A 20,565-nucleotide genomic window follows, 5' to 3' on the forward strand; every position below is an offset into this window, starting at 1 on the left:
CAATATTATTATATGAATTCTTATATTTAAAATTCATTTAAGAGGCCGCAGCGAACTTGATGTATAATTGCAGTTTAGAACAATTAATTTATGCAAAGTGCAAATAAACATAATAGTATGCCTTCAAAACAAGAATTCGTCAGAAATATCATAAAGAGAGATGGCAAACTTTTTGCAGATGATATGGCCAAAAATCCAGTTTACGATGAAAAAAGTGGCGAATTTAAAATAATTGCAGATTTTACAGAATATTCTCCACTTCACAAAGGTCATAAGCACTGTATGGATATTTCAAAAGAAAAAATTGAAGATGGGCTCTTTGTTGCAGTAGTTCCAGGGCTATTTGAGCGAAGTGGCAGAGGACTGCCCTACATCATGACCAGACATGCAAGGGCCGATGCTGCAATTGCTGTTGGGGCAGATATAGTTATAGAAGGCCCACCAATGGGAATAATGGGTTCTGGGCAGTATTCATTATGTCTTGCAAAGATTTTTAAAGCATTGGATGCAGACTATATTCCAAGGGGTTATAAACCAGTTCAAGGTTTTGATAGGATACTCCAGAAAATCTCGGATGGAAATGGAGTGGCTCCAAAACCCTATAAAATCATTGATATGGATACTAAAGAAGTTTTAATACAGGGAAAACTTCATGAAGACAATTATGTCATAGTATCACTTTCAAAATCCTTAAAAAAGGTAAATTTTGATTTTAAGGATAAATTCATATTCGTAAAACGTATTGAAGGCGTAAGTGGCACTAAAATTAGAGAAGCTGTTTTGAAGGAAGATTTTGATTCAGTTAAAGAAATGCTGCCTCCTGAAACCATTAAAGTTTTAAAGAGGGAAATTAACGAGCACCAAGCCCCGCTTCATGATCTAAGGAATGATGAAGGTATAATTGAACTTGTAAACACTAAATCCCCAAAATATTTAAAATCACTGGCTCTTTTAGATGATAAAACTGTAGAAAACCTCATAAACAACCGACCATTTAACAATATGGGAAATATTGAAAAATGCATCTCACGAGGGTTTAGCAGACACTACAAAACGCGAATTTTATCATCTCTTGAAGCAAAAATAGATAAAAAAACAGTATCAGATTATATAGAGAAATACCCATCCGTTATTCGCGTATTAAACTATAAAGATAAAAAAACACTTAAAAATTTTAAAAATAACATTTCAATGAGGAGGATAGAAACATGGCAATAAAAGAAGGAGATTTTATAAGGCTTAACTACACTGGAAAAGTTCAAGAAACAGGTGAAATATTCGACACAACCATGGAAGAAGTTGCAGAAAAAGAAGGACTTAAAACTGAAAATAAAACATATGGGGCAATACCAATCGCAGTAGGAACAGGACATATCTTAAAAGGTCTTGATGCAAGTATTGTAGGTATGGAAGCAGGTGAAGCAAAAACAATCGAAGTAAAACCAGAAGACGCCTTTGGAGTAAGAGATTCTAAATTAATGCAACTTATACCTATGGCAGAATTCAAAAGACAGAACATGAAGCCGCAAATAGGCATGAACATCACATTAGAAGGTCACACTGGAAGAATTAGAAGTATCAGCGGTGGAAGAGTAACAGTAGACTTCAACCATGAATTTGCAGGTAAAACATTAGTCTACGATGTGGAAATTGAAAAAATCATAGAAGACGACCTGGAGAAAATATATGGAATCATAGAGCTCCAGTACCCAAACCCAAACATAAAACCAGAAGACAACGAAGTAAAACTCGAAGACGGCAAAGTCATGATATACCTTTCAGAAATGGCTAAATTCGATAACCAGGTTACATACGCAAAGTTCAGGATTGCAAGAGATATCTGGGACAACATGGGTATAGACAGAGTTGAATTCGTAGATGTATTCGAGAAAAAAGTGAATACAGAAGAAGAAAAAGACGTGGAAGAACAAAACAGCGAATAGAGTATTAAATTTGATATAAAACTCTATTTTTCTATTTTAAAGATTAAAATTGTATAATATTGTTTTTAACCTCTTTTAATTGTTTATTTTCATTTATTTATTTTTATAACTTTTTATTTTTGATTTGTTTTTTGTGGTTATATAAAGTCATTACCGTTAAGTATTTATTTGTTATTGTATTATTATTGTATTATGAATTTTAGGTTTTTTATTGTATCATTGTTGTTTTTAATTATTGCATCTTCTTTTTGTAGTGGTGTGGTTTTTGCTGATGTTCATTATGCTAATCCTGGTAATTATAAGAGTGTTTTGGGTGCTGCTGGTTATAGTGACACCATTATTTTCAGGGATGGTGTTTATAATGTGGATGAGCCTATTGAGGTTTTAAAATCATGGAAACTAGTAGCTGCAAATTCTGGGGCCGCGGTTTTAAGGGCAACTGAGAGTATTCATACGGTTATTGATGTGTGGAGCAGTGATGTCACGGTTTCTGGTTTGGTTATTGATGGTAATGGTCTTTCAAATTATGGTATTCATGGTAATTATGAGGGTCATTATGCAATTAATGGAAATTTCAATGGTAATACTATTATCAATAATAAACGTTTTGGTGTTCTTTTAACCAACACCAACTCATTATTTTCTAATAATTACGTTGCAAACAACGGAGAAGTAGGAATAGGATTGTTGGACAGTTCCACTTCAACATTAACGGGTAACACGGTGGTTGGTTCGGGTTATACTGGTATTTATCTTTATAATTCACCTGGTTCCAGGTTAACTGGTAATGTGGTTAATGGTAATGGTGGTGGAGGGATATTTTTAAGGCTTAGTCCTAGTTCTTGGATTCAAAATAATGTTGCTAATGGTAATGGTTGGAGTGGTATTAATCTAGAGAGTAGTGGTAGTAGTGCTGTTGTCGCTAACACTGCTAATAGTAATCATATTGCTGGTTTATGGCTTACAGGTACCGATTCTACACCTATAATAGGGAATACTTTCCAATACAACCCATACGGGGCGGTTTTTACCAGTAGTAACGGTAATTCATTTACTTATAACACTGTAACTAATAATGTGTACGGTGTAACATCTGGTTACAGTAATTCTGTTTCTAATAATCTTATAATGGATAATAGTGTTTGGGGTTTGAATATGGATACTTATGGAAACAATTTAAACAATCCCACCATCACAGACAACCAGATCTATAGAAACGGCATTGGAATAAAACTCGTAGGAAATAATAATATTCTAGGATCATTTTTATTCTTAAACAACAGTGTCCTAGCCAATAACTACGCATTGGAATTCACGGGTAATAGTAATCTGTTAGATGGAACACAATTATTCGGGAATAATAATGGTTTGCATTTAATGGGAGATAATAATGTTTTAACTAATCTTACTGTGGTTTATAACACATTAAACGGTGTTTTGATTGATGGTAATGGTAATAAACTTAATGATAGTTACTTTTTAAACAATACCAACGGATTAATCTTTAATGGTAATGGAAACAATATAAACAATCTTTTCTTCTTAAACAACACTAATGCGTTAACTTTAAACGGGAATAATAACCTGGTTAATGGTTCTGGAGCATTAAATGGGACTAATGGGATACAAATCACAGGAACTAACAATATTATATCTAATAATAGTGTTAGTAATCAAAACAACACAGCAATGTACATCAACGGAAATAATATTGTTACAGGAAATAGTTTGACTGATAATAACGGTACAGGACTCTTAATAAGGTCGGATAATGATGTTGTTGATTTTTTGAATATGTTGGGAAACACTATAATCTGTAACGGCCAGGGAATAAACATCCAGGGAAATAATAACCATATAAACAACCTTTTAACTATTTTTAACATTCTTTTAGATAACGGTTACAGTTTAACCATCACAGGGAATAATAATCAAATGAATAACACTATTTTAACATTGAACAGGAATGGTTTACAGGTTATTGGAAACAATAACAGTTTTTCTAATATTACTAGCCGTTTTAACAACCAAACAGGAATAATATTTAATGGAAACAACAATACGTTGAATAGTAGTTTGTTGCAGAATAATACAAATGGTTTAACCATAAACGGAAGCAGTAATCATGTTAACAGCACACTAATCTTTAACAACACCAACGGAACCACCATAAACGGAAACAATAACAATTTAACACAAAACAACATTCATAACAACACAGAAAACGGTATAACACTAAACGGCAGCAACAATACGTTTATTCAAAATAATATAACTGGAAATCCTCGTGCTATCCTCATTGAAAACGGAACAAATAACACATTAAACTACAACCGTATCGCAGGAAACACTCATAACCTCCATAATAATGATCATGGAACCGTTGATGCTCAGTATAATTGGTGGGGCCAAAACATAGCCACATGTATCACGGGAATGAATATAAACACCAATAACCAGGCTGTTGCAGTTTTAAACGTACCATCAGGCACTATAAATCCAGGACAAATATATAACATCACCGTAACCCTCAAAAGCAGCACAGGTGAGGAATTAGCATTGGAAATTCCTTCATTCCTGGTGCAATTCTTTATAAATAATGGAGGGGATGTCTACCCAGAAACAGCCCCTATGACTAATAACAGTGCCTGGACACAACTACAAGTCTTTAACCCTGGAAGCTACACACTAACTGCTGTAGTTGACCAGCAAACACTCGTAAATACGTTGAGTACTCCGGTGAACAGTCAACCAGTCACACCACATAAAATACTGCAGAAGAGTGTTAGTTCTGGTGTTGCAGGTGATGGTATGGTTATGTTAGGGGCGATGGCTGAGGCAAGGGCTTCTGAATCGGGGCAGCCTGTAAAGTCTGAGAATTTTTGGGATTCCACTCTAATCACTATTCCTGGCTATAAAAACTTAGATAATATGTGGGGTGGACAGTACATTAAAACGTTACTGGACTTTGGGTTCGGAACAGATAATAACGGTAATATTTCAGGCACAAACACGGCTATTGACGCGGTTTTCGTAGCAATAGCCACAATAGCAACTGGTGGAACAGACCTCTTAGGAGCTTTAGGGTTGGGCGGTATAGATTTAAGTGTGAGTGGAATTACAGCTGCAATCACCGGAGCAATATACACACTAAGAGACGTTATAGTAAGATATGGGCCAATCATAGTAAATGGATTGGCAACAGCAATTAGATCAGGCTGGTCAGGAGCAACACAATGGACATCAAGAATAATCCAAGGAGCTAAAGACAATTTAGGTCCTGCATACAATTTTTTGGTTAAATATCTTCCTAACATAGGAGTTTCAACGAGTTCAGTTACAAAATTTGGTTTTGATTTGCTTTCAAGGGCTAGTATTCCTTTTGGCTGGAATCCTTTGACTATTGGAATAAATATTGCTGAAACACTTGCTACTATTCCTTGGACTGCTACTAAAATTCCTTGGCTTACAAGAATTGTTAATACTCCTAGTTGGACGGGTTTTTCAAGAAGTTTGACATTAGGAGATATAACAGCGCTGGGCACAGGTACAATAGGGCCATCTGAAGGTATAATTAAAAGTATATCAGCAGGTATTGATAGTTTTAAAGCCGCCGCCAAAGATGCTTACAATAGAACTGTCCAACCTGCTTTAGACAGGTTTAACAGTGAAAGAGCAGAGTATCAAAAGAAAGGTTTAGTTAAGTATGTTCAATCTAAATATAATCAAACTAAAACTTATGTTAAAGAAACCACTACTAAGGCTGTGAAGTATTATAATCATAATGTTAGGCCGTGGATGGAGCAGAATGTTAAACCAGTGGCACATAAATATTTAGATCCTATTGTGCAGTCAAAAACATTCAAAACAATAAGAAACTTGCCTGGAATAAAACAAGCAGCTGATGGTGTAAGTTGGTTTGCAAGGGGACTGGGAATTTGGTAGGAAGATGATAAAAATGGCGTATGATGAGTTTAAATATATAAACAAACACTATAACTCTTTGATTGATGAGTTTGGCGATGTTGATGGTGTTAGGGAGTTGGCTGATGAAATAAAAGGTTTGTATGATTCTGAATTATATGAAAAGTTCTTTAATGTTTTTGTATTTCATGATAAGCATAATGATCTCAAGGAAATAAAATTTACAGAAGAGGATAGCAAAAAAGTTGTCATGGCCCAACTTGCTTATGGGAATATGGGACATCCTATTGTTTATAGTCCTCCATTGACTGATTTACTAATTTTTTATGATTTTTATAGGGTATACACTTTCTTTGCAGATATTTATGAGATTAACACGGGTAAAAAAGTTGATTACAATGAAATGAGAAAAATCCATCTTTGTAAATTAGATGAACATCTCATTTTTGCCCTAGATAAATTTGATGAAGTTACTGAAACTCCTGAACCAACTGCAGAATACTTCCAAAAACTAGGAAAAGTCAAATGGAAAGATAAAAAAACAAAAAAACTACTTGGGAAAACAATAAGATTATATGGATCGATTCACACTGAAAAATGGGGAATAAGAGAAGGAGGTAATTTAACTGTTTCGGAGGAGAAATTTCTTTTATTATTAGCTGGCTGCAGTGCTGTAAACAACAATCGAGATAAAATTAACATGGAAGATATTATCATTGCGTATAGAACTTATTTTAAACTTCTTAAAACTGATTTACCTGTTTTAGTGGATAATTTATGGGAAATGAATAAGTCTGAAGTGGATAAATAATGAATTAATTTTTTAATATTCCTCGTAAACCTGCTGATCCGACTCCAAATAATAATCTTTGCGGAGCTATGGCTTTAGGTAACCTTCTAAACAGTTTAGGAGCAAAGGCAGATGCTAATCTAATATCACAGATTGGAGGATTAACCGACCAGGGAATAAGTTTTTATGGTTTAACACAAGCAGCCTCATACTATGGAATAAACCTAACAGGATTACATTTAGATGCAGGTCAACTAAAACCCAACGACATCGTACTCCTAAACATAAATGGAAACAACCACTACGCTCTAATCCTCGGAAAACTCGGAGACAACTACATAATACAGGATCCGTTCCTGGGAACAGTAATCATGAATTCAGAACAATTCAACAAGTATTATGCTGGAAATGCGTTGACCATGAATCCAAACGGACGAGGAACACCACTAAGTATTGATGAGATGAAGAACTTGTTTGGTGGTGTTTATGGGCAAGAGGGTGGAATTATTCCTACGATTGAAGGAATTGTAACTTTTTTAACCGGTGCTGGAGTTGCTACTTTACCAGAAGGTGTTGGTGTTGGTATTTTAGCCATAGCTGGAATTATAGCTGGCGGAGTGGCAATTTATAAAGCTAATGAATATTACTCACAGAAATACCCTGAATTAAATAAACCCCTGCCATCAAATGTACATATTGGAACGCAAATAGGAATGAAAATAGGTGCAGGAATAGCATTTGATATAGGATACTGGCTCGATGATCCAAAAACCAGATACGACTTAACACAACAAGATATCTATGATTCAATGTGGCAAAATGGATTAAATACTATTTCTGCAAGTAATGATCCGCCCAAAGGGTGGGGTGAGATAGTTGCAAGGCTTATTGAAGAAACAAAAAATGCTCCATTGTATCAAAAAATTATAGCAGGAGGTATTATTGGAATGGGCCTCAACATGTTTGCTTATCCTATTTACGCGCCACTTATCTCTCCCGTAATTAATACAATTCAGTCTGCTCGGGAAAAAATCAATAAAAATTTAATTCAACCCGCACTCGACCGTTTTAACCAGGAAAGAGCAGAATTAGTTCAAAAAGGAGCAGTCAAATACGCTCAAACTAAATATACTCAAGCTAAAACTTATGTAAAAGAAAAAGCATATTATGTTAAGAAAGTTTATGATACACATGTTAAGCCGCTGGTACAAAAATACGTTAAACCCTCTGTCCATAGAATATTGGATCCTGTTTGGAATCATCCTGCAACTCAATGGGCTGTGAAAAATGTGCCTGGCTTTAAACGTGCCACAGATGGTTTAGGTTGGTTTGGAAATAAGATAGGGATATGGTAAATGTGTTTTTCAATTTTAAAAAATATTAAGGGTGTTATTACCATGTTTAATAAAATTAAATGTTTTAAATGGAATGAAAAACACAAATGGGCCTGGTATAATAAGGGTTTGGCTCTTTTAAGTCTTGGTAAGTTCGACAATTCATTAGAATTTTTCGATAAAGCCCTAGAAATAGACCCAAAAGATAGATCTGCTTGGTATAATAAGGGTTTGGCTCTTTTGAATCTTGGTAGTTATAATGAAGCATTGGAGTATTTTGATAAAGCCCTAGAAATAGACCCAAAACATGTTCATGCATTGAGTAATAAAGGTCGTGTATTATCTGAGCTAGGAAGACCTGAAGAGGCGATGAAATATCATGAAAAAGCCATAAAGATCAATCCAAAGAATGAATATGCATGGCAAACCAAAAGCTTTACACTAGGCAAATTAGGGAAACCTGAAGAGGCAAGAAAGTGTCGTGAAGAATATTTGAAACATATTAACAAATAAAATTCTGTTTAAACCAGCATTTTATGGTATTGTTGTAGTGTTAATGGTTTGTGGTGCTACTTTTTAGGTGTTAGGCTGTTGCTCAGCTAGTTTACAATAAAACTCTTCAACCAGCACTAGACAGATTCAACCAGGAAAGAGCAGAGTATCAAAAGAAAGGTTTAGTTAAGTATGCTCAGTCTAAATATACTCAAGCTAAAACTTTTGTTAAAGAGAAGGTGTATAAAGCTAAAAATGTGTATGATAGGCATTTTAAGCCATTAGCACAAAAATATATTGCGCCTGTAGCACATAAAATATTTGATCCTGTTTGGAATCATCCTGCAACTCAATGGGCTGTGAAAAATGTTCCAGGAGTTAAAACAGTTACAAATGGTTTAGTTTGGATTGGAAATAAGTTAGGAATCTGGTGAAAGGAGTAATAACGTATGGTTTTAAATTTATTCAAAAGAAACAAACTAAGAAAGTTAACCGATAAAGGCATTAAACTTAGAAAAGAAGGTAAATATGAAGAAAGTATTAGATATTATGATGAGGCCATAGAGTTAGACCCTAAATTTAAATACGCATGGTTAATAAGGGAAATAGTTTATCTGATTTAAAAGAATACTATGAAGCAATTCAGTGTTATAACAATGCATTAAAAATAGATCCAGAATTTGATTATGCTTGGGGAAATAAAGGTATTGCTTTAAGTGAACTCGAAGAATACGAAAAAGCATTAGAATGCTACAATAAATCATTGCAAATAAACCCTGATTCTGAAATGACAATTAGCTACAAATGTACTGCACTCCGTAATCTTGGAAAATACAATGAAGCATTGGAATGTTACAACAAAGCATTAGAATTAAATCCTTCTTTTGAAGAAGCACTTGAAGCTAAAAAAGAACTTTTAGAGTTGATGGATGAGAATTAATTAAATATTTATTTATTTTTAAATTATAGACTAATTATTGAGTAGCCCTACTGTTCAAGCAATAATAAAACATCCCCTAACTCAAAAAGCAATAGGATACGGTAAAAAAATCATATCTTACGGGAAAACAGCATACAACACACTTAAATCCGTGGGCAGCACAATATACAACGGAATCAAATCAATAGGAACAACAATCTGTAACGGAGCCCAATCACTAGGAAACACAATTTATAAAGGAATAACAAACATATTCAGATGGTAAGGAGATAGAAATGTTTTTAAAAGAAAAACCAGCCCAAGAAGTAGCAGAAAAAGTACTAAAAGACTTTAACGATGTTGAAGGATTAAAAGAAGTAGTGGATGGTATATTAAGTTTAACTGATTCATGGGTTTATGAGAAGCTAGTTCATGGTGTTGTTATGGATCCTCGTGTGAATTCGGGGGATTATGATGAACCTTCAAAGTTAATTAGGTTTGCAGCAGATAATATGAGTAAATTCCCCTTAAACATGCCATTTGCACCACTAATAACTGCAAAAGACGTTTTAGTAATCCACACACCAATTTATGATTTGTTCAGCATTAATATAGGTCGGGATTTTACTCCTGAGGATTTAAATAAAATTTTTTATGGTGAAATGGCTGCAAGAATACTTTTCATGCTTGAAGAGTTCGATTCAAATCAAGAAACACCCCAACCAACTAAAAAATTCTTTAAAAGGTTAGGTAAGATTAAATGGAATGATAAAAAAACAAAAAAACTCTTTAATGACCTATTTGAAATAAGGTATATGTCTGTATTTAATAAATGGAAAGGTGCCGATGGACAAACACCAATCTTCACAAATACTGAAAATGCTTTTTTGAAGCTTTTGTCGGGTTGTAGTGCTGTAGTTGAGAGTAGAAATAAAATAAACACTTTTGATATTTTTAGGGCACATAAAACATATTTGAAACTTATACGTACTGATATTAGTAAGTTAATGTGAATTAAAAGTTATATCTTGGATGGATGTGTTTAATGGTGAATGTTAGGAAAGTTATTGCAATTGTTGTAGCGGTTTTAGTTTTTATTTTACTGTTTAGTGGTATAGCTATTGGTGTTCCAGCGATTTGGCCAGGCTATAGTTTTAGTAAGCATCCCTTGGAGCGATTGATATTATTAGGTTTCGTGTTTTTTGCAACAGCAATAACCTACGGCCTAATAAAAGGTAAAGAACCAGAACAAGAGACAAAATAAATTTAAATCTTTTTATTTTTACTTTTATCCTTTCTAATTTTTCTTATTTTCTTTTTATTTGAATCTTTTTTAATTTTAAGATAAATAAGCCACAGTAGAAATAGAATTGATGCAAATCCGACCATTGCTGCTTTTAAATTAACCATCTAATCATTTTTTATTCTATGAATGGGCAATATAAAACTTTTATTATTAATTGAATCAAAATCATGAGTTACTGAGATCTTAGCTTCAGGTAAATATTATTCTTGAGGAAAGTTAATTGTTTCTATGATTTTGAGTACAGTTGGGTTATTTATTGCTTCTACATCCATTACACGTAATTTATACAATATTGGTACTCCTTCATAATATTTAGTAAAATAATAGTTAATAAAACCATTCCCCTCATAAATATCATATTCTGTTTTTGAATTATTTTCTACATAATGACCTACATAAAATTCAGGAGATGCAGAGTTATATGGGGGTTTTTTGAAGTCCTTGGCAGACTTGGGGACGCTTACTTCAATTATAATTTCATGGGGAATGTCAGAATGATTTAAACTATTCTTATGTAAATTTTCATGTTTTTTGTAATTAGTTTTTAGAGCAATATACCGGTTATTAGGATCAGCTTCAATTTCATATTCTGTTTCTTCAGATGATATTTCTAAAGCTGAATTGTATTGAAAACTAAGGCCTTTTTTATTGTATATGTTTACATTATTAGAATTAAAAGTATATACAACGAGAAGAATGCCCATGCCTATGAGAAATATTAAGAAAAGTATAATTATTATGCCATATTTTTTATTTTTAACATCTTGTGTTTGGTTTAAACTGTAGCCACATTCTTTACAGAACTTAGCATCTTTTATATTTTCTTTTCCACACTTCGGACAAGAACTATCCATACTCATTCCTCTATAAAAATAGATAACATAGGTTTATATTTATATAAATTTCATTATAGATTTAAATCTTCAATTTAAAGTGAATCATGGCCAAGTAAGTAATTTAGGAACTTTAACTCCTTTGAATCTTTCTTTTACATCTTCTGGCCAGTTTTCAGGGTTAAAACCTTTCTGTGCAAGGAATCCGAAAACCCAGCGGGTTAAACCAATACCTGTACATCCTGTCCAGATTCTGTGATTATGGGTTTCTTTAACTGAAAAACCTTCAATAAAATGTGTTCCATGAATATTAGCTGAAACTACAGCAACACCTTTCTCCTGACCAGGTACAGTTATCCTCATTTCCTTTTTAGGGATATCTGGAAACTCAATTCCTCTTTCTTCAACTTTTCTACCTTCTAAATAGAACGGATCGTCACCTACTTCTGTGTACCATTCCAATTCCATTTCATCAGCGAGTTTATGGGAAATATCAACAGTTGCATCCCTTATTTTTTCAGTTTCTTCAGGAGTTCCAAGCCATACAAGCTCTATACGCTGGAATTCATGCACACGGTCAAGTCCTTTTGCTCCTCCAGCTTCCCAACGGTATGTCCATCCGCTTCTGTCAAAGAATTTTATAGGAAGGTCCTTTTCATCCACTACCTCGTGGCTTAAAAACTCATAGAACGGTTCGCACTGTGCTGGAGCCAGTACATAGGAAGGGTCCTTTAAACCTTCTTTTAGGAGGTCAATTGGAACTTCACGTTTAATTGCAAGTTCGTCACGGAATTTATTAAATGTTTCTGGGTCTCTACGCGGCGCACTGCAATAGTACATTCCTTCTGGAAGTCCTTACAGGTATTTCATTTTATCCATCACTGGAATAGGGATTAATTTAGGGAAGAGACATTCTACAAAGTCAAGCTCATAAATCATTTTTTCTATGAATATATCTTCAAGAGCACGTTGTAATGCTACAAGTGGGGGGGCATAGAACCATTGTCCACGTCCAGGAAACTTTTTAACCCATCCAAGCTCTGCAGCTTTTTCAGTGGGGTCTCCTTCAAAGAAAATTTTATGTTTACTACTTTTTCCTATAATTGTTCCAGGTTCAACTTTAGTGACTTGCTTTGTAAGTATGTCTGAAGGCATTTCACCTATTTCAGGAGTTTTAGTTACTATCTCATTGTTTACATACTTAATAACTCTATCAATAATGTGTTTTCTTAAATCTCCTTCTTCTAAATCTTTAAACTGGAGAATTATTTCATTATCTTTAATTTCAAAGTTATCTACATAAGGAACATCTTTTAATTCGATTTCTTCTTCTGTGGGTATTTCAATTTTATAATCAGTTACAAGGATTTTTCTGATACCTAAATGATATTTTTTACCTAAAAGTTCAGTTAATGGCTTTTTGATACGTAATAGTGCATCATGGGCACGGCCACGTCTTCCTGATTCCATTTCAAGTTTTAAAGTGTTCCCTTTTAGATCCCAGCTTACTATCTTTGATGCATCTTGGATCTGGTCTTGAGGAACTCCTTTTAAAAATAATTCATTATTTGCTTCTTCTATGAACTTTTTAACATCTTCTTGGGCATTATCTGCCTCTTTACTAAATGTAATTTCTCCTTTAAGCGTGAATTTCATTTCCCCACCTCTAATTTGTAATAAAACTTATTCTTCGTTTTTTGTAAAATCTATAATTTTTTCAGTCATCATCTCGCAAAACAAAATATCATCAACTGTTGCAAGGGCTGTTCTAAGCGAACTCGACTCTAATTTACATATAAGGCTACTCTCTGTAACATGTGCATTTACAAAGTTCATGTTATCGGGATTAAGTGAACCTAAGGCAATTTCTGCTTCTTTTTTTGTTTTATATGTGAAAGTAATTGTGGATTTAATTTCCATAGTTTTAATTCCCTATTTTAACTTAAAATATTTTCTGCAATTTTCTCTATGGACTTAAATGCAAAAGAATCAGGATAATCTAAAAGTGGTTTTCCTTCCATATCTGCTTTAATAACTGCATCATCTCGGGGAATGTTTCCAATGACTTCAAGTCCCATTTCTTTAAGTTTTGTGGTTACAAAATCATTTTCAGTTTCATTTGAAACTTTATTTATCACACAGGCAATTTTAGGAATTCCAATATCTCCAGCTAATCTTTTAATCCGCTCTGCAGTTTCAAGAGATTTTAAACCTGGTTCGACAACTATGATCATCAGGTCAACTGCTTCTGCTGTTTTTCTTCCCAAATGTTCTACACCTGCTTCCATGTCTAATATTATGATTTCGTCTTTTTTAAGGATTAAATTACGCATAAGTGCCTTAAGAAGTACAGAAGCTGGACAAACACATCCATCACCGCCTTTATCCACGGTACCCATTACAAGTAGCTTTAAATTTCCTTCATCATCGTAATTTATGGATAAAGATTCGGGAAGGTCACTGATCTTGGGATTAATCTTAAAAACCTCTCCAAAGGATGATCCGGGCTCTGCACCAGTTCTTTCTTTTATCAAGTCTTTCATCTTGGAAATGGGGACAATTGGTTCTGTTATACCAAGGCTTGATGCAAGGTTCATATCAGGATCTGCATCAATAGCGAATACTTTATAACGTTGTGAGAATATACATGCTAGTGTTCCAGATAGGGTTGTTTTACCGACCCCTCCTTTTCCGGTTATCGCAATTTTCATAATCTTTCCACCTAATACATGGCCATATAATCAAAGAGATAAATATTACAATCTCATCAATATGATTATTGGTGTATATAGAAGGGAAGGTTTATTAACTTATAGACTTAAAAATTTTAATAATGGAGGATTATTATGACCAGATCATACACAAGAAAAGAATACATTAGAAAAATTCCTGGTTCCAGGATAGTTCAATATGACATGGGAAACCTTTCAGGGGATTTTCCTTTAACAGTAAGCCTTGCTTTAAAAAAACCAGCGCATTTATCTCATAACTCGTTGGAAGCAGCAAGGATTGCATCAAATAGATATATGCAAAGAAGAGCAGGAAGGATGGGTTACCATCTTAAAATAAGGGTTTATCCTCACCACATTGTCAGAGAAAATCCAATGGCAACTGGTGCCGGTGCTGACAGGGTGCAGGACGGAATGAGAAAAGCATTCGGAAAACCTGTAAGCTCTGTTGCAATTGCAAAGGCAGATCAGAAGGTTTTAAGTATTCATACAAACAAAAGAAACTTTAAAGATGCAAAAGAAGCTCTAAGAAGGGCTGCAATGAAGTTCCCTGTGCCTTGCAGGGTTGTTGTTGATAAAGGTGAAGAATTAATAAAATAAAAGAGTGTTTAGCATGAAGTATGTCGAATTTTTTGAAGAACTGAAAAAAGAAGATGTAGACATAGCTGGTGGAAAGGGCGCAAATTTGGGCGAATTAACTCAAGCAGGAATTCCAGTACCTCCAGGATTTGTAGTAACCGCAAAAACCTATGACAAATTCATAAAAGAAACAGGTATCTTTGATGAAATAATGGGCATTCTTGATGCTATAGATGTCAACAATAATAAAGAACTACAAGAAGCCTCAATAAAGATAAAAAAAATTATTTTAGAAGCTTATGTCCCTGATGATATAAAAACAGTTATAATTGAGGCTTACAATGCATTATGTGGGAGGATTGGCAGAGAAAATGTATTTGTCGCTATAAGATCCTCTGCAACTGCAGAAGACCTTCCTGAAGCATCATTTGCAGGTCAACAGGACACATTTTTAAATATTAGGGGAGCAGAAGATGTTTTAGAGTATGTACAGAAATGTTGGGCATCTTTATTTGAATCCAGAGCTATTTTTTATAGAGAAGAACATAATTTTGATCATTCTAAAGTTTATATCGCTGTAGTGGTTCAAGAAATGGTAGACGCCGAAAAAGCAGGCGTAATGTTCACAGTACACCCATCAACCGGAGAAGAGAAAATATTAATTGAAGGAGCATGGGGATTAGGAGAAGCTGTGGTATCAGGTACCGTTACGCCAGATACGTATTGGATAGACAAAAACACCGGCGAAATCCTTGAATCTGTAATCAGCGAGAAAAACATAATGTTTACAAAGGACCCTGAAGCTGGAAAAACAGTGAAAATAAATGTTCCAGATAACCTTAAAAATAAGAGGGTTTTAAGCACTGCTGAAATTGCAGCACTTACAAATATGGGCAAAAAGATTCATAATCACTATGATTCTCCACAGGACACTGAATGGGCAATAAATAATGGAAAAGTCTTCATGTTACAATCAAGACCTGTAACAACAATTAATATGAGCAATGGTGGCGAAGCAGAAGAAAGTGTGGATGAAGAAAGAACAATGGTTACTAAAGGACTTGGTGCAAGCCCTGGAATGGCATCAGGTGCAGTTAAAATCATCAGCAGCATTGATGAACTTGATAAAATTCAAGAAGGAGACATTCTGGTTACAGTAATGACAACACCGGACATGGTTCCTGCAATGAAAAGAGCTGATGGAATCATTACTGATGAAGGCGGAGTAACCTGTCACGCTGCAATTGTTTCAAGAGAGCTTGAAATTCCATGTGTTGTTGGAACTGGCGATGCAACTAAGATTCTTGAGGAAAATGAAATAGTAACACTTGACGGAAATAAAGGAACCGTGTATAAGGGAAAACTCAAAGAAGCAGATAAAAAAGAAACAGGCAAAGAACAACCTGCAATAATGGCACAAGCACCAATTCTAACAGTTACAGAAGTTAAAGTAAATGTCAGCATGCCAGAAGCTGCTAAAAAAGCTGCAGCAACAGGAGCTGATGGTGTAGGTCTTCTTAGGACTGAACACATGATGCTAACATCTGGAGTGCACCCTAAAAAGTTCATAACTGATGGAAATGAGGATGAACTCATAAAAATCCTTGTAGAAAACATCTTGAAGGTTGTAGATGAATTCTATCCAAAACCAGTATGGTACAGAACTCTTGACGCACCAACAGACGAATTTAAAACTCTTGACGGTGGAGAAGACGAGCCATATGAACATAATCCAATGCTCGGATGGAGAGGTATCAGAAGAGAATTAGATGAGCCTGAAATCTTAAAAGCTGAATTTAAAGCTATTAAAAAGCTTCATGAACAAGGATACACTAATATTGGAATAATGATTCCATTGGTACAGCACCCTGATGAACTTCGTAAAGCCAAGCAAATAGCTGAAGAAGTGGGTTTAAAGCCACATAAAACAATTGACTTTGGTATCATGGTGGAAACACCTGGAGCTGCTCTTACTATTGAAGATTTCATTGCTGAAGGTGTTGACTTTGTAAGCTTTGGAACAAACGACTTAACTCAATACACACTTGCAATTGACAGAAACAACGAACACGTAGCAGATCTTTACACTGAAAAGCATCCTGCAGTCTTGAAACTTTTAGTTCGTGTTATAAAGATTTGTAATGAGGCAGGAGTCAAAACCAGTATCTGCGGACAAGCTGGAAGCATGCCTGAAATTGTTGAAAAACTTGTCGAGGCAGGAATTGAAAGTGTATCTGCAAATACCGATGCTGTTGCAACTGTAAGGGAAGTTGTGGCTAGGGTTGAAAAGAAACTTGTCCTAAAAGCTGCAAGGAAACGTTTACAGGAATAAAAATACTTATTTTCTCTTTTTACACTTTTTTTTATTTTAAACTTGATTAAATTATTTTTTAGGGAATTAAAATGGATAAAAAAGGAATTAATAGGGACGAAATATTTGAAAAACTCAGTAAATTCCAGGAAAAAGATTTAACTCATAGTTCTGGCAGAATACTGGGTTCAATGTGCACATGCCCTCATGAAGTGGGTAGAGAAGCATATTCAATGTTTTTAGAATCTAATCTCGGTGATCCTGGATTATTTAAAGGTACTAAAGAGTTAGAAGATGAATCTATACGGATTTTAGGCAGTATCCTTGGGAAAGAAGATGTTTGTGGTTATATAATAACTGGGGGAACTGAGGCAAATATAATGGCCATGAGAGCCGCCAGAAATTGTGCAAGTATCAGTAATCCTGAGATAATTGTCCCTAAATCTGCTCATTTTTCCTTTAAAAAGGCGGCAGACATTTTATGCTTAGAACTTAAGGAAGCTGAGCTTGATGAAAACTACAGGGTAGATTTACAGTCTGTTGAAGACCTTATCAGTGATAAAACTGTAGCCATAGTGGGTGTGGCTGGAACAACAGAACTGGGAAAGATTGATCCCATCCCTGAACTATCAAAATTATGCGTGGAACATGAAATATATTTGCATGTTGACGCTGCATTTGGTGGATTTATGATACCTTTCTTAAAGGAAAGTAGTTATGATCTTCCGGAGTTTGATTTTAGTTTGGATGGTGTATGTTCACTGACTATTGATCCTCATAAAATGGGAATGGCACCTATACCTACAGGTGGAATTCTGTTTAGAGAAGAAAAATATTTGGATGTAATGAGCATAGAAACCCCATATTTAACTGAAAAAAAACAGTCAACTATTGTAGGAACCAGGGCTGGTGCTTCAGCAGCAGCAACATGGGCATTACTTAAATATATGGGTATGGATGGTTATATTTCTCTTGCTGAAAGATGCATGGAAGTTACTAAGTTACTGGCTGATGGTATTAAAAAAATAGGGATGGAATTAATTACCGAGCCAGAATTAAATTTAGTTGCATTTAGATCAGATGAAATGTCTGTAGATGAGATGGCCAGTAAGCTGGAAAAGAAAGGATGGGCTGTTTCAATATCATCTTATCCCCGGGCAATAAGGATTATTGTCATGCCTCACATAAAAAAAGAGCATATAATTGAGTTTATAGCTGATTTAAGGCAAATAATAATTTAAAGTTTCATTTTTTTTAAATAGTGTAATTAAAAGATTAAAAAAACAGATTTATTAAGGGGGGAGGTATTAATGAAGCAAATTAAAACACCAGTGAGCAACGAAGAAATTTTAAACTTAAAAATAGGGGATAAAGTAGAGATATATGGTAAAATACTCACTGGAAGAGACGCTGCACTCCCAAAACTTGTTAAATCCATTAAAAAAGGTGAAACATTAATAAATATTGAAGGATCGGTTATAATGCACACTGCAGTAAGTGATGCAGGAATAGCACCCACAACAAGCAATAAAGCAGAAATAGAAGAGAGTATTCCATATCTTGCTAGGTCAGGTGTTAAAATCCATATAGGAAAAGGAGCTTTAGGAGAGGAGACCATTGAAGCTCTTAAAAAGGATAATTCTATTTTTGTTGTAACTCCTCCAGCAGCAGCACTTCTTACAAGCAAAGTTAAATCCAAAAAAGTAGTTGCATTTAAAGAAGAAGGTATGGAGGCTCTTTTTGAGCTTGAAGTGGAGGGAATTCCAGGGATTGTGGCTGTATCTCATGGAGAATCTTTGTATTGAGGACGCCTGAGCACCATTTAATGGAGTTTTGATCAATTTTTTTTAAAGGTTGGCTGTAGCCCATGGAATGTCTTAGTATTGATTTAAATTATTTTTAAAATTTAAGAGGGCTTACCAAAGGCAATATCTCCAGCATCTCCCAGTCCAGGTACAATGTAGCCATCTTTATTAAGTTCTTTTTCCACTGAACATGTATAAATTTCCAGTTCAGGATAGCTGCTCATTATCTTTTTTAGCCCTGGTTCAGAACTTATCACTGTAAAAAGGGTAATTCTTTTAGGATTTCCAAACATCTGCAGCTTTTTAAGTATTAATTCCATCGTATTTCCAGTTGCAAGCATAGGGTCGGCCACAATTACAATTTTATCATTTAAATCCGGTATTTTAAGGTAATCCATGCAAACATCAAAAGGAGGAGTGTTTCTTCTCCAGGCACCAATCACTCCATACTGTGCTTCTGGAAAAACTCTCAAAATGCCGTTAGTTAATGGTAAAGATGCTCTTAAAATTGTAATGATTACAATATCTTTTCTGGAAGTGATTTTTATTCCATCAGCTATACCTAAGGGTGTTTCAACATTTACATCTTCTTTTTCCAGCGTATTTGCAAATTCGTAAGACATTAGCCGTCCAATTTCTATAATTCCATTTCTAAAATGGGCGGATTTAATTCCTTTTTTCCTTATTTTGGTTAAAATTTCCAGTACTAATAAATGATCGACTATTTTTAACATAGAATTCTCCTATGAAAAATTTGTTCATATTATATCTTGTTAATCTTTCAGATTGAGGGATCTAAATGTAAGATAAAAAAAACATGAAATTTAGTTTTCGTTTTATATTTTATTATTTATTATTATCTTTTTAAGTTTTATTTTATTTTGGGTTAAATAAAATCCGATGTTTTTAATTTAACTTTTTTTTATTTGAATTAGATATAAAATATTATATATTAGTTAGTGAACACAATAATATGAAAATAATCACTCCTATAACTCCATTTCATTTCAGCGTTTCATAATGATAGTATAAACTGTAAAAAAAGTAGTACTGCATTTATATTCATATGTGGACAGTTTTAACATCCTATTTACATCAGCATATTTGCATATGTAGGACCTTCTTACAGTTATGGATGGTTTATTGGCCATTAAAATTAAAAGGAGGATAAAAAAGATGAATAAGGGAATAATAGTAGGCATTATAGTTTTGATTGCTGTTGTTGGTATTGGAGGATATGTATATATGAGCTTCTTCAGTGGAGGATTAACTGTTGATAATATCAAAGTAACTCTTACTGATTCTAACCACAGTACTTCCGCTAAATATGAATATGAAGTTAATGCAACTATAACAGCAAACCAAGTCTATGATGAGCTTGAAATGGATCTGGTATTTTATGATTCCAATGGAGCAGTTATTCCAAAGTATGCGCCATTTTTATGGTGGGATGAGGATACTTTGCCTGGCGAAAAAGATAATGCAAATGTGGACGTTGAATTGAATCAAACACCTACCAAAGTAGATATTGTGATTTATAGTGAGGGTTTGGGCCGATCAGTAGTGTACAATAAAACAGTAAATATAACTTAAATAAAAC

At 34.3% G+C, this 20,565-nt stretch carries 22 protein-coding genes and 1 pseudogene; 17 read left to right on the plus strand and 6 right to left on the minus strand.

Going from position 1 to position 20,565, the window contains the following annotated elements:
* Nucleotides 1-117 precede the first annotated feature (117 nt).
* From HZC47_02920 to HZC47_02975, 12 genes are all read left to right on the plus strand, one after another.
* A complete protein-coding gene (locus tag HZC47_02920) occupies nucleotides 118-1,218 on the plus strand; it encodes a nucleotidyltransferase family protein (protein MBI5679832.1) in 1,101 nt (366 codons plus the stop codon).
* A complete protein-coding gene (locus HZC47_02925; GenBank protein ID MBI5679833.1) occupies nucleotides 1,209-1,943 on the plus strand; it encodes an FKBP-type peptidyl-prolyl cis-trans isomerase in 735 nt (244 codons plus the stop codon). The genes HZC47_02920 and HZC47_02925 overlap by 10 nt, the downstream gene beginning before the upstream one ends.
* A gap of 192 nt (nucleotides 1,944-2,135) precedes the next feature.
* The gene (locus tag HZC47_02930) at nucleotides 2,136-5,888 is read left to right on the plus strand and encodes a right-handed parallel beta-helix repeat-containing protein (protein ID MBI5679834.1); all 3,753 of its coding nucleotides are present in this window, start codon (nucleotides 2,136-2,138) and stop codon (nucleotides 5,886-5,888) included.
* Nucleotides 5,863-6,678, plus strand: coding sequence for a hypothetical protein (locus HZC47_02935; GenBank protein ID MBI5679835.1), 816 nt, complete (start codon nucleotides 5,863-5,865; stop codon nucleotides 6,676-6,678). The genes HZC47_02930 and HZC47_02935 overlap by 26 nt, the downstream gene beginning before the upstream one ends.
* 68 nt (nucleotides 6,679-6,746) lie before the next feature.
* Nucleotides 6,747-8,012, plus strand: coding sequence for a hypothetical protein (locus HZC47_02940; GenBank protein ID MBI5679836.1), 1,266 nt, complete (start codon nucleotides 6,747-6,749; stop codon nucleotides 8,010-8,012).
* Nucleotides 8,013-8,504 carry a tetratricopeptide repeat protein gene (locus tag HZC47_02945; protein MBI5679837.1) on the plus strand — a complete coding sequence of 164 codons (492 nt, stop codon included), beginning with the start codon at nucleotides 8,013-8,015 and terminating at the stop codon, nucleotides 8,502-8,504.
* Between the two features lie 218 nt (nucleotides 8,505-8,722).
* Nucleotides 8,723-8,917 (plus strand): hypothetical protein, encoded by a 195-nt coding sequence (locus HZC47_02950; GenBank protein ID MBI5679838.1) that lies wholly within the window; start codon nucleotides 8,723-8,725, stop codon nucleotides 8,915-8,917.
* Between the two features lie 15 nt (nucleotides 8,918-8,932).
* A complete protein-coding gene (locus HZC47_02955; protein MBI5679839.1) occupies nucleotides 8,933-9,106 on the plus strand; it encodes a tetratricopeptide repeat protein in 174 nt (57 codons plus the stop codon).
* Nucleotides 9,073-9,423, plus strand: a complete 351-nt coding sequence (locus HZC47_02960; GenBank protein ID MBI5679840.1) for a tetratricopeptide repeat protein — start codon at nucleotides 9,073-9,075, stop codon at nucleotides 9,421-9,423. The genes HZC47_02955 and HZC47_02960 overlap by 34 nt, the downstream gene beginning before the upstream one ends.
* 37 nt (nucleotides 9,424-9,460) lie before the next feature.
* Complete coding sequence (locus tag HZC47_02965) at nucleotides 9,461-9,688, plus strand: hypothetical protein (GenBank protein ID MBI5679841.1); 228 nt, start codon at nucleotides 9,461-9,463, stop codon at nucleotides 9,686-9,688.
* A gap of 10 nt (nucleotides 9,689-9,698) precedes the next feature.
* A complete protein-coding gene (locus HZC47_02970) occupies nucleotides 9,699-10,415 on the plus strand; it encodes a hypothetical protein (protein MBI5679842.1) in 717 nt (238 codons plus the stop codon).
* Nucleotides 10,416-10,447: 32 nt separating this feature from the next.
* Nucleotides 10,448-10,666, plus strand: a complete 219-nt coding sequence (locus HZC47_02975) for a hypothetical protein (protein ID MBI5679843.1) — start codon at nucleotides 10,448-10,450, stop codon at nucleotides 10,664-10,666.
* Between the two features lie 2 nt (nucleotides 10,667-10,668).
* Here HZC47_02975 and HZC47_02980 read toward each other — a convergent pair whose 3' ends face one another.
* From HZC47_02980 to HZC47_03000, 5 genes and pseudogenes are all read right to left on the minus strand, one after another.
* Entirely contained in the window at nucleotides 10,669-10,812 is a 144-nt protein-coding gene (locus HZC47_02980) for a hypothetical protein (GenBank protein MBI5679844.1), read from the minus strand.
* 96 nt (nucleotides 10,813-10,908) lie between these two features.
* On the minus strand, nucleotides 10,909-11,562 hold the full coding sequence (locus HZC47_02985) for a zinc ribbon domain-containing protein (protein MBI5679845.1): 654 nt from the start codon (nucleotides 11,560-11,562) through the stop codon (nucleotides 10,909-10,911).
* An 84-nt stretch (nucleotides 11,563-11,646) separates the two neighbouring features.
* Nucleotides 11,647-13,197 (minus strand): annotated as a pseudogene (gene serS, locus HZC47_02990) (serine--tRNA ligase).
* Between the two features lie 27 nt (nucleotides 13,198-13,224).
* The gene (locus HZC47_02995; protein MBI5679846.1) at nucleotides 13,225-13,461 is read right to left on the minus strand and encodes a hypothetical protein; all 237 of its coding nucleotides are present in this window, start codon (nucleotides 13,459-13,461) and stop codon (nucleotides 13,225-13,227) included.
* Between the two features lie 17 nt (nucleotides 13,462-13,478).
* Nucleotides 13,479-14,252: an AAA family ATPase gene (locus HZC47_03000; protein ID MBI5679847.1), complete on the minus strand. Its 774-nt coding sequence runs from the start codon at nucleotides 14,250-14,252 to the stop codon at nucleotides 13,479-13,481.
* Nucleotides 14,253-14,387: 135 nt separating this feature from the next.
* Here HZC47_03000 and rplJ point away from each other — a divergent pair, with 135 nt between their 5' ends.
* The 4 genes from rplJ (at nucleotide 14,388) to HZC47_03020 (ending at nucleotide 18,965) form a co-directional block, all read left to right on the plus strand.
* The gene (rplJ, locus tag HZC47_03005) at nucleotides 14,388-14,870 is read left to right on the plus strand and encodes a 50S ribosomal protein L16 (GenBank protein MBI5679848.1); all 483 of its coding nucleotides are present in this window, start codon (nucleotides 14,388-14,390) and stop codon (nucleotides 14,868-14,870) included.
* 13 nt (nucleotides 14,871-14,883) lie between these two features.
* A complete protein-coding gene (ppsA, locus tag HZC47_03010) occupies nucleotides 14,884-17,181 on the plus strand; it encodes a phosphoenolpyruvate synthase (GenBank protein MBI5679849.1) in 2,298 nt (765 codons plus the stop codon).
* A gap of 71 nt (nucleotides 17,182-17,252) precedes the next feature.
* Nucleotides 17,253-18,401 (plus strand): tyrosine decarboxylase MfnA, encoded by a 1,149-nt coding sequence (gene mfnA, locus HZC47_03015; protein ID MBI5679850.1) that lies wholly within the window; start codon nucleotides 17,253-17,255, stop codon nucleotides 18,399-18,401.
* A 69-nt stretch (nucleotides 18,402-18,470) separates the two neighbouring features.
* Nucleotides 18,471-18,965, plus strand: a complete 495-nt coding sequence (locus HZC47_03020; protein MBI5679851.1) for a fumarate hydratase C-terminal domain-containing protein — start codon at nucleotides 18,471-18,473, stop codon at nucleotides 18,963-18,965.
* A gap of 101 nt (nucleotides 18,966-19,066) precedes the next feature.
* On the opposite strand, the gene upp is transcribed toward HZC47_03020, so the two are convergent.
* Complete coding sequence (gene upp, locus HZC47_03025) at nucleotides 19,067-19,699, minus strand: uracil phosphoribosyltransferase (GenBank protein ID MBI5679852.1); 633 nt, start codon at nucleotides 19,697-19,699, stop codon at nucleotides 19,067-19,069.
* 442 nt (nucleotides 19,700-20,141) lie between these two features.
* Between upp and HZC47_03030 the strand changes: the two genes are divergently transcribed.
* Nucleotides 20,142-20,558: a hypothetical protein gene (locus HZC47_03030; protein MBI5679853.1), complete on the plus strand. Its 417-nt coding sequence runs from the start codon at nucleotides 20,142-20,144 to the stop codon at nucleotides 20,556-20,558.
* Nucleotides 20,559-20,565: the final 7 nt, after the last annotated feature.

Source organism: Methanobacterium sp., from assembly GCA_016222945.1.
Classification (GTDB): Archaea; Methanobacteriota; Methanobacteria; order Methanobacteriales; family Methanobacteriaceae; genus Methanobacterium_D.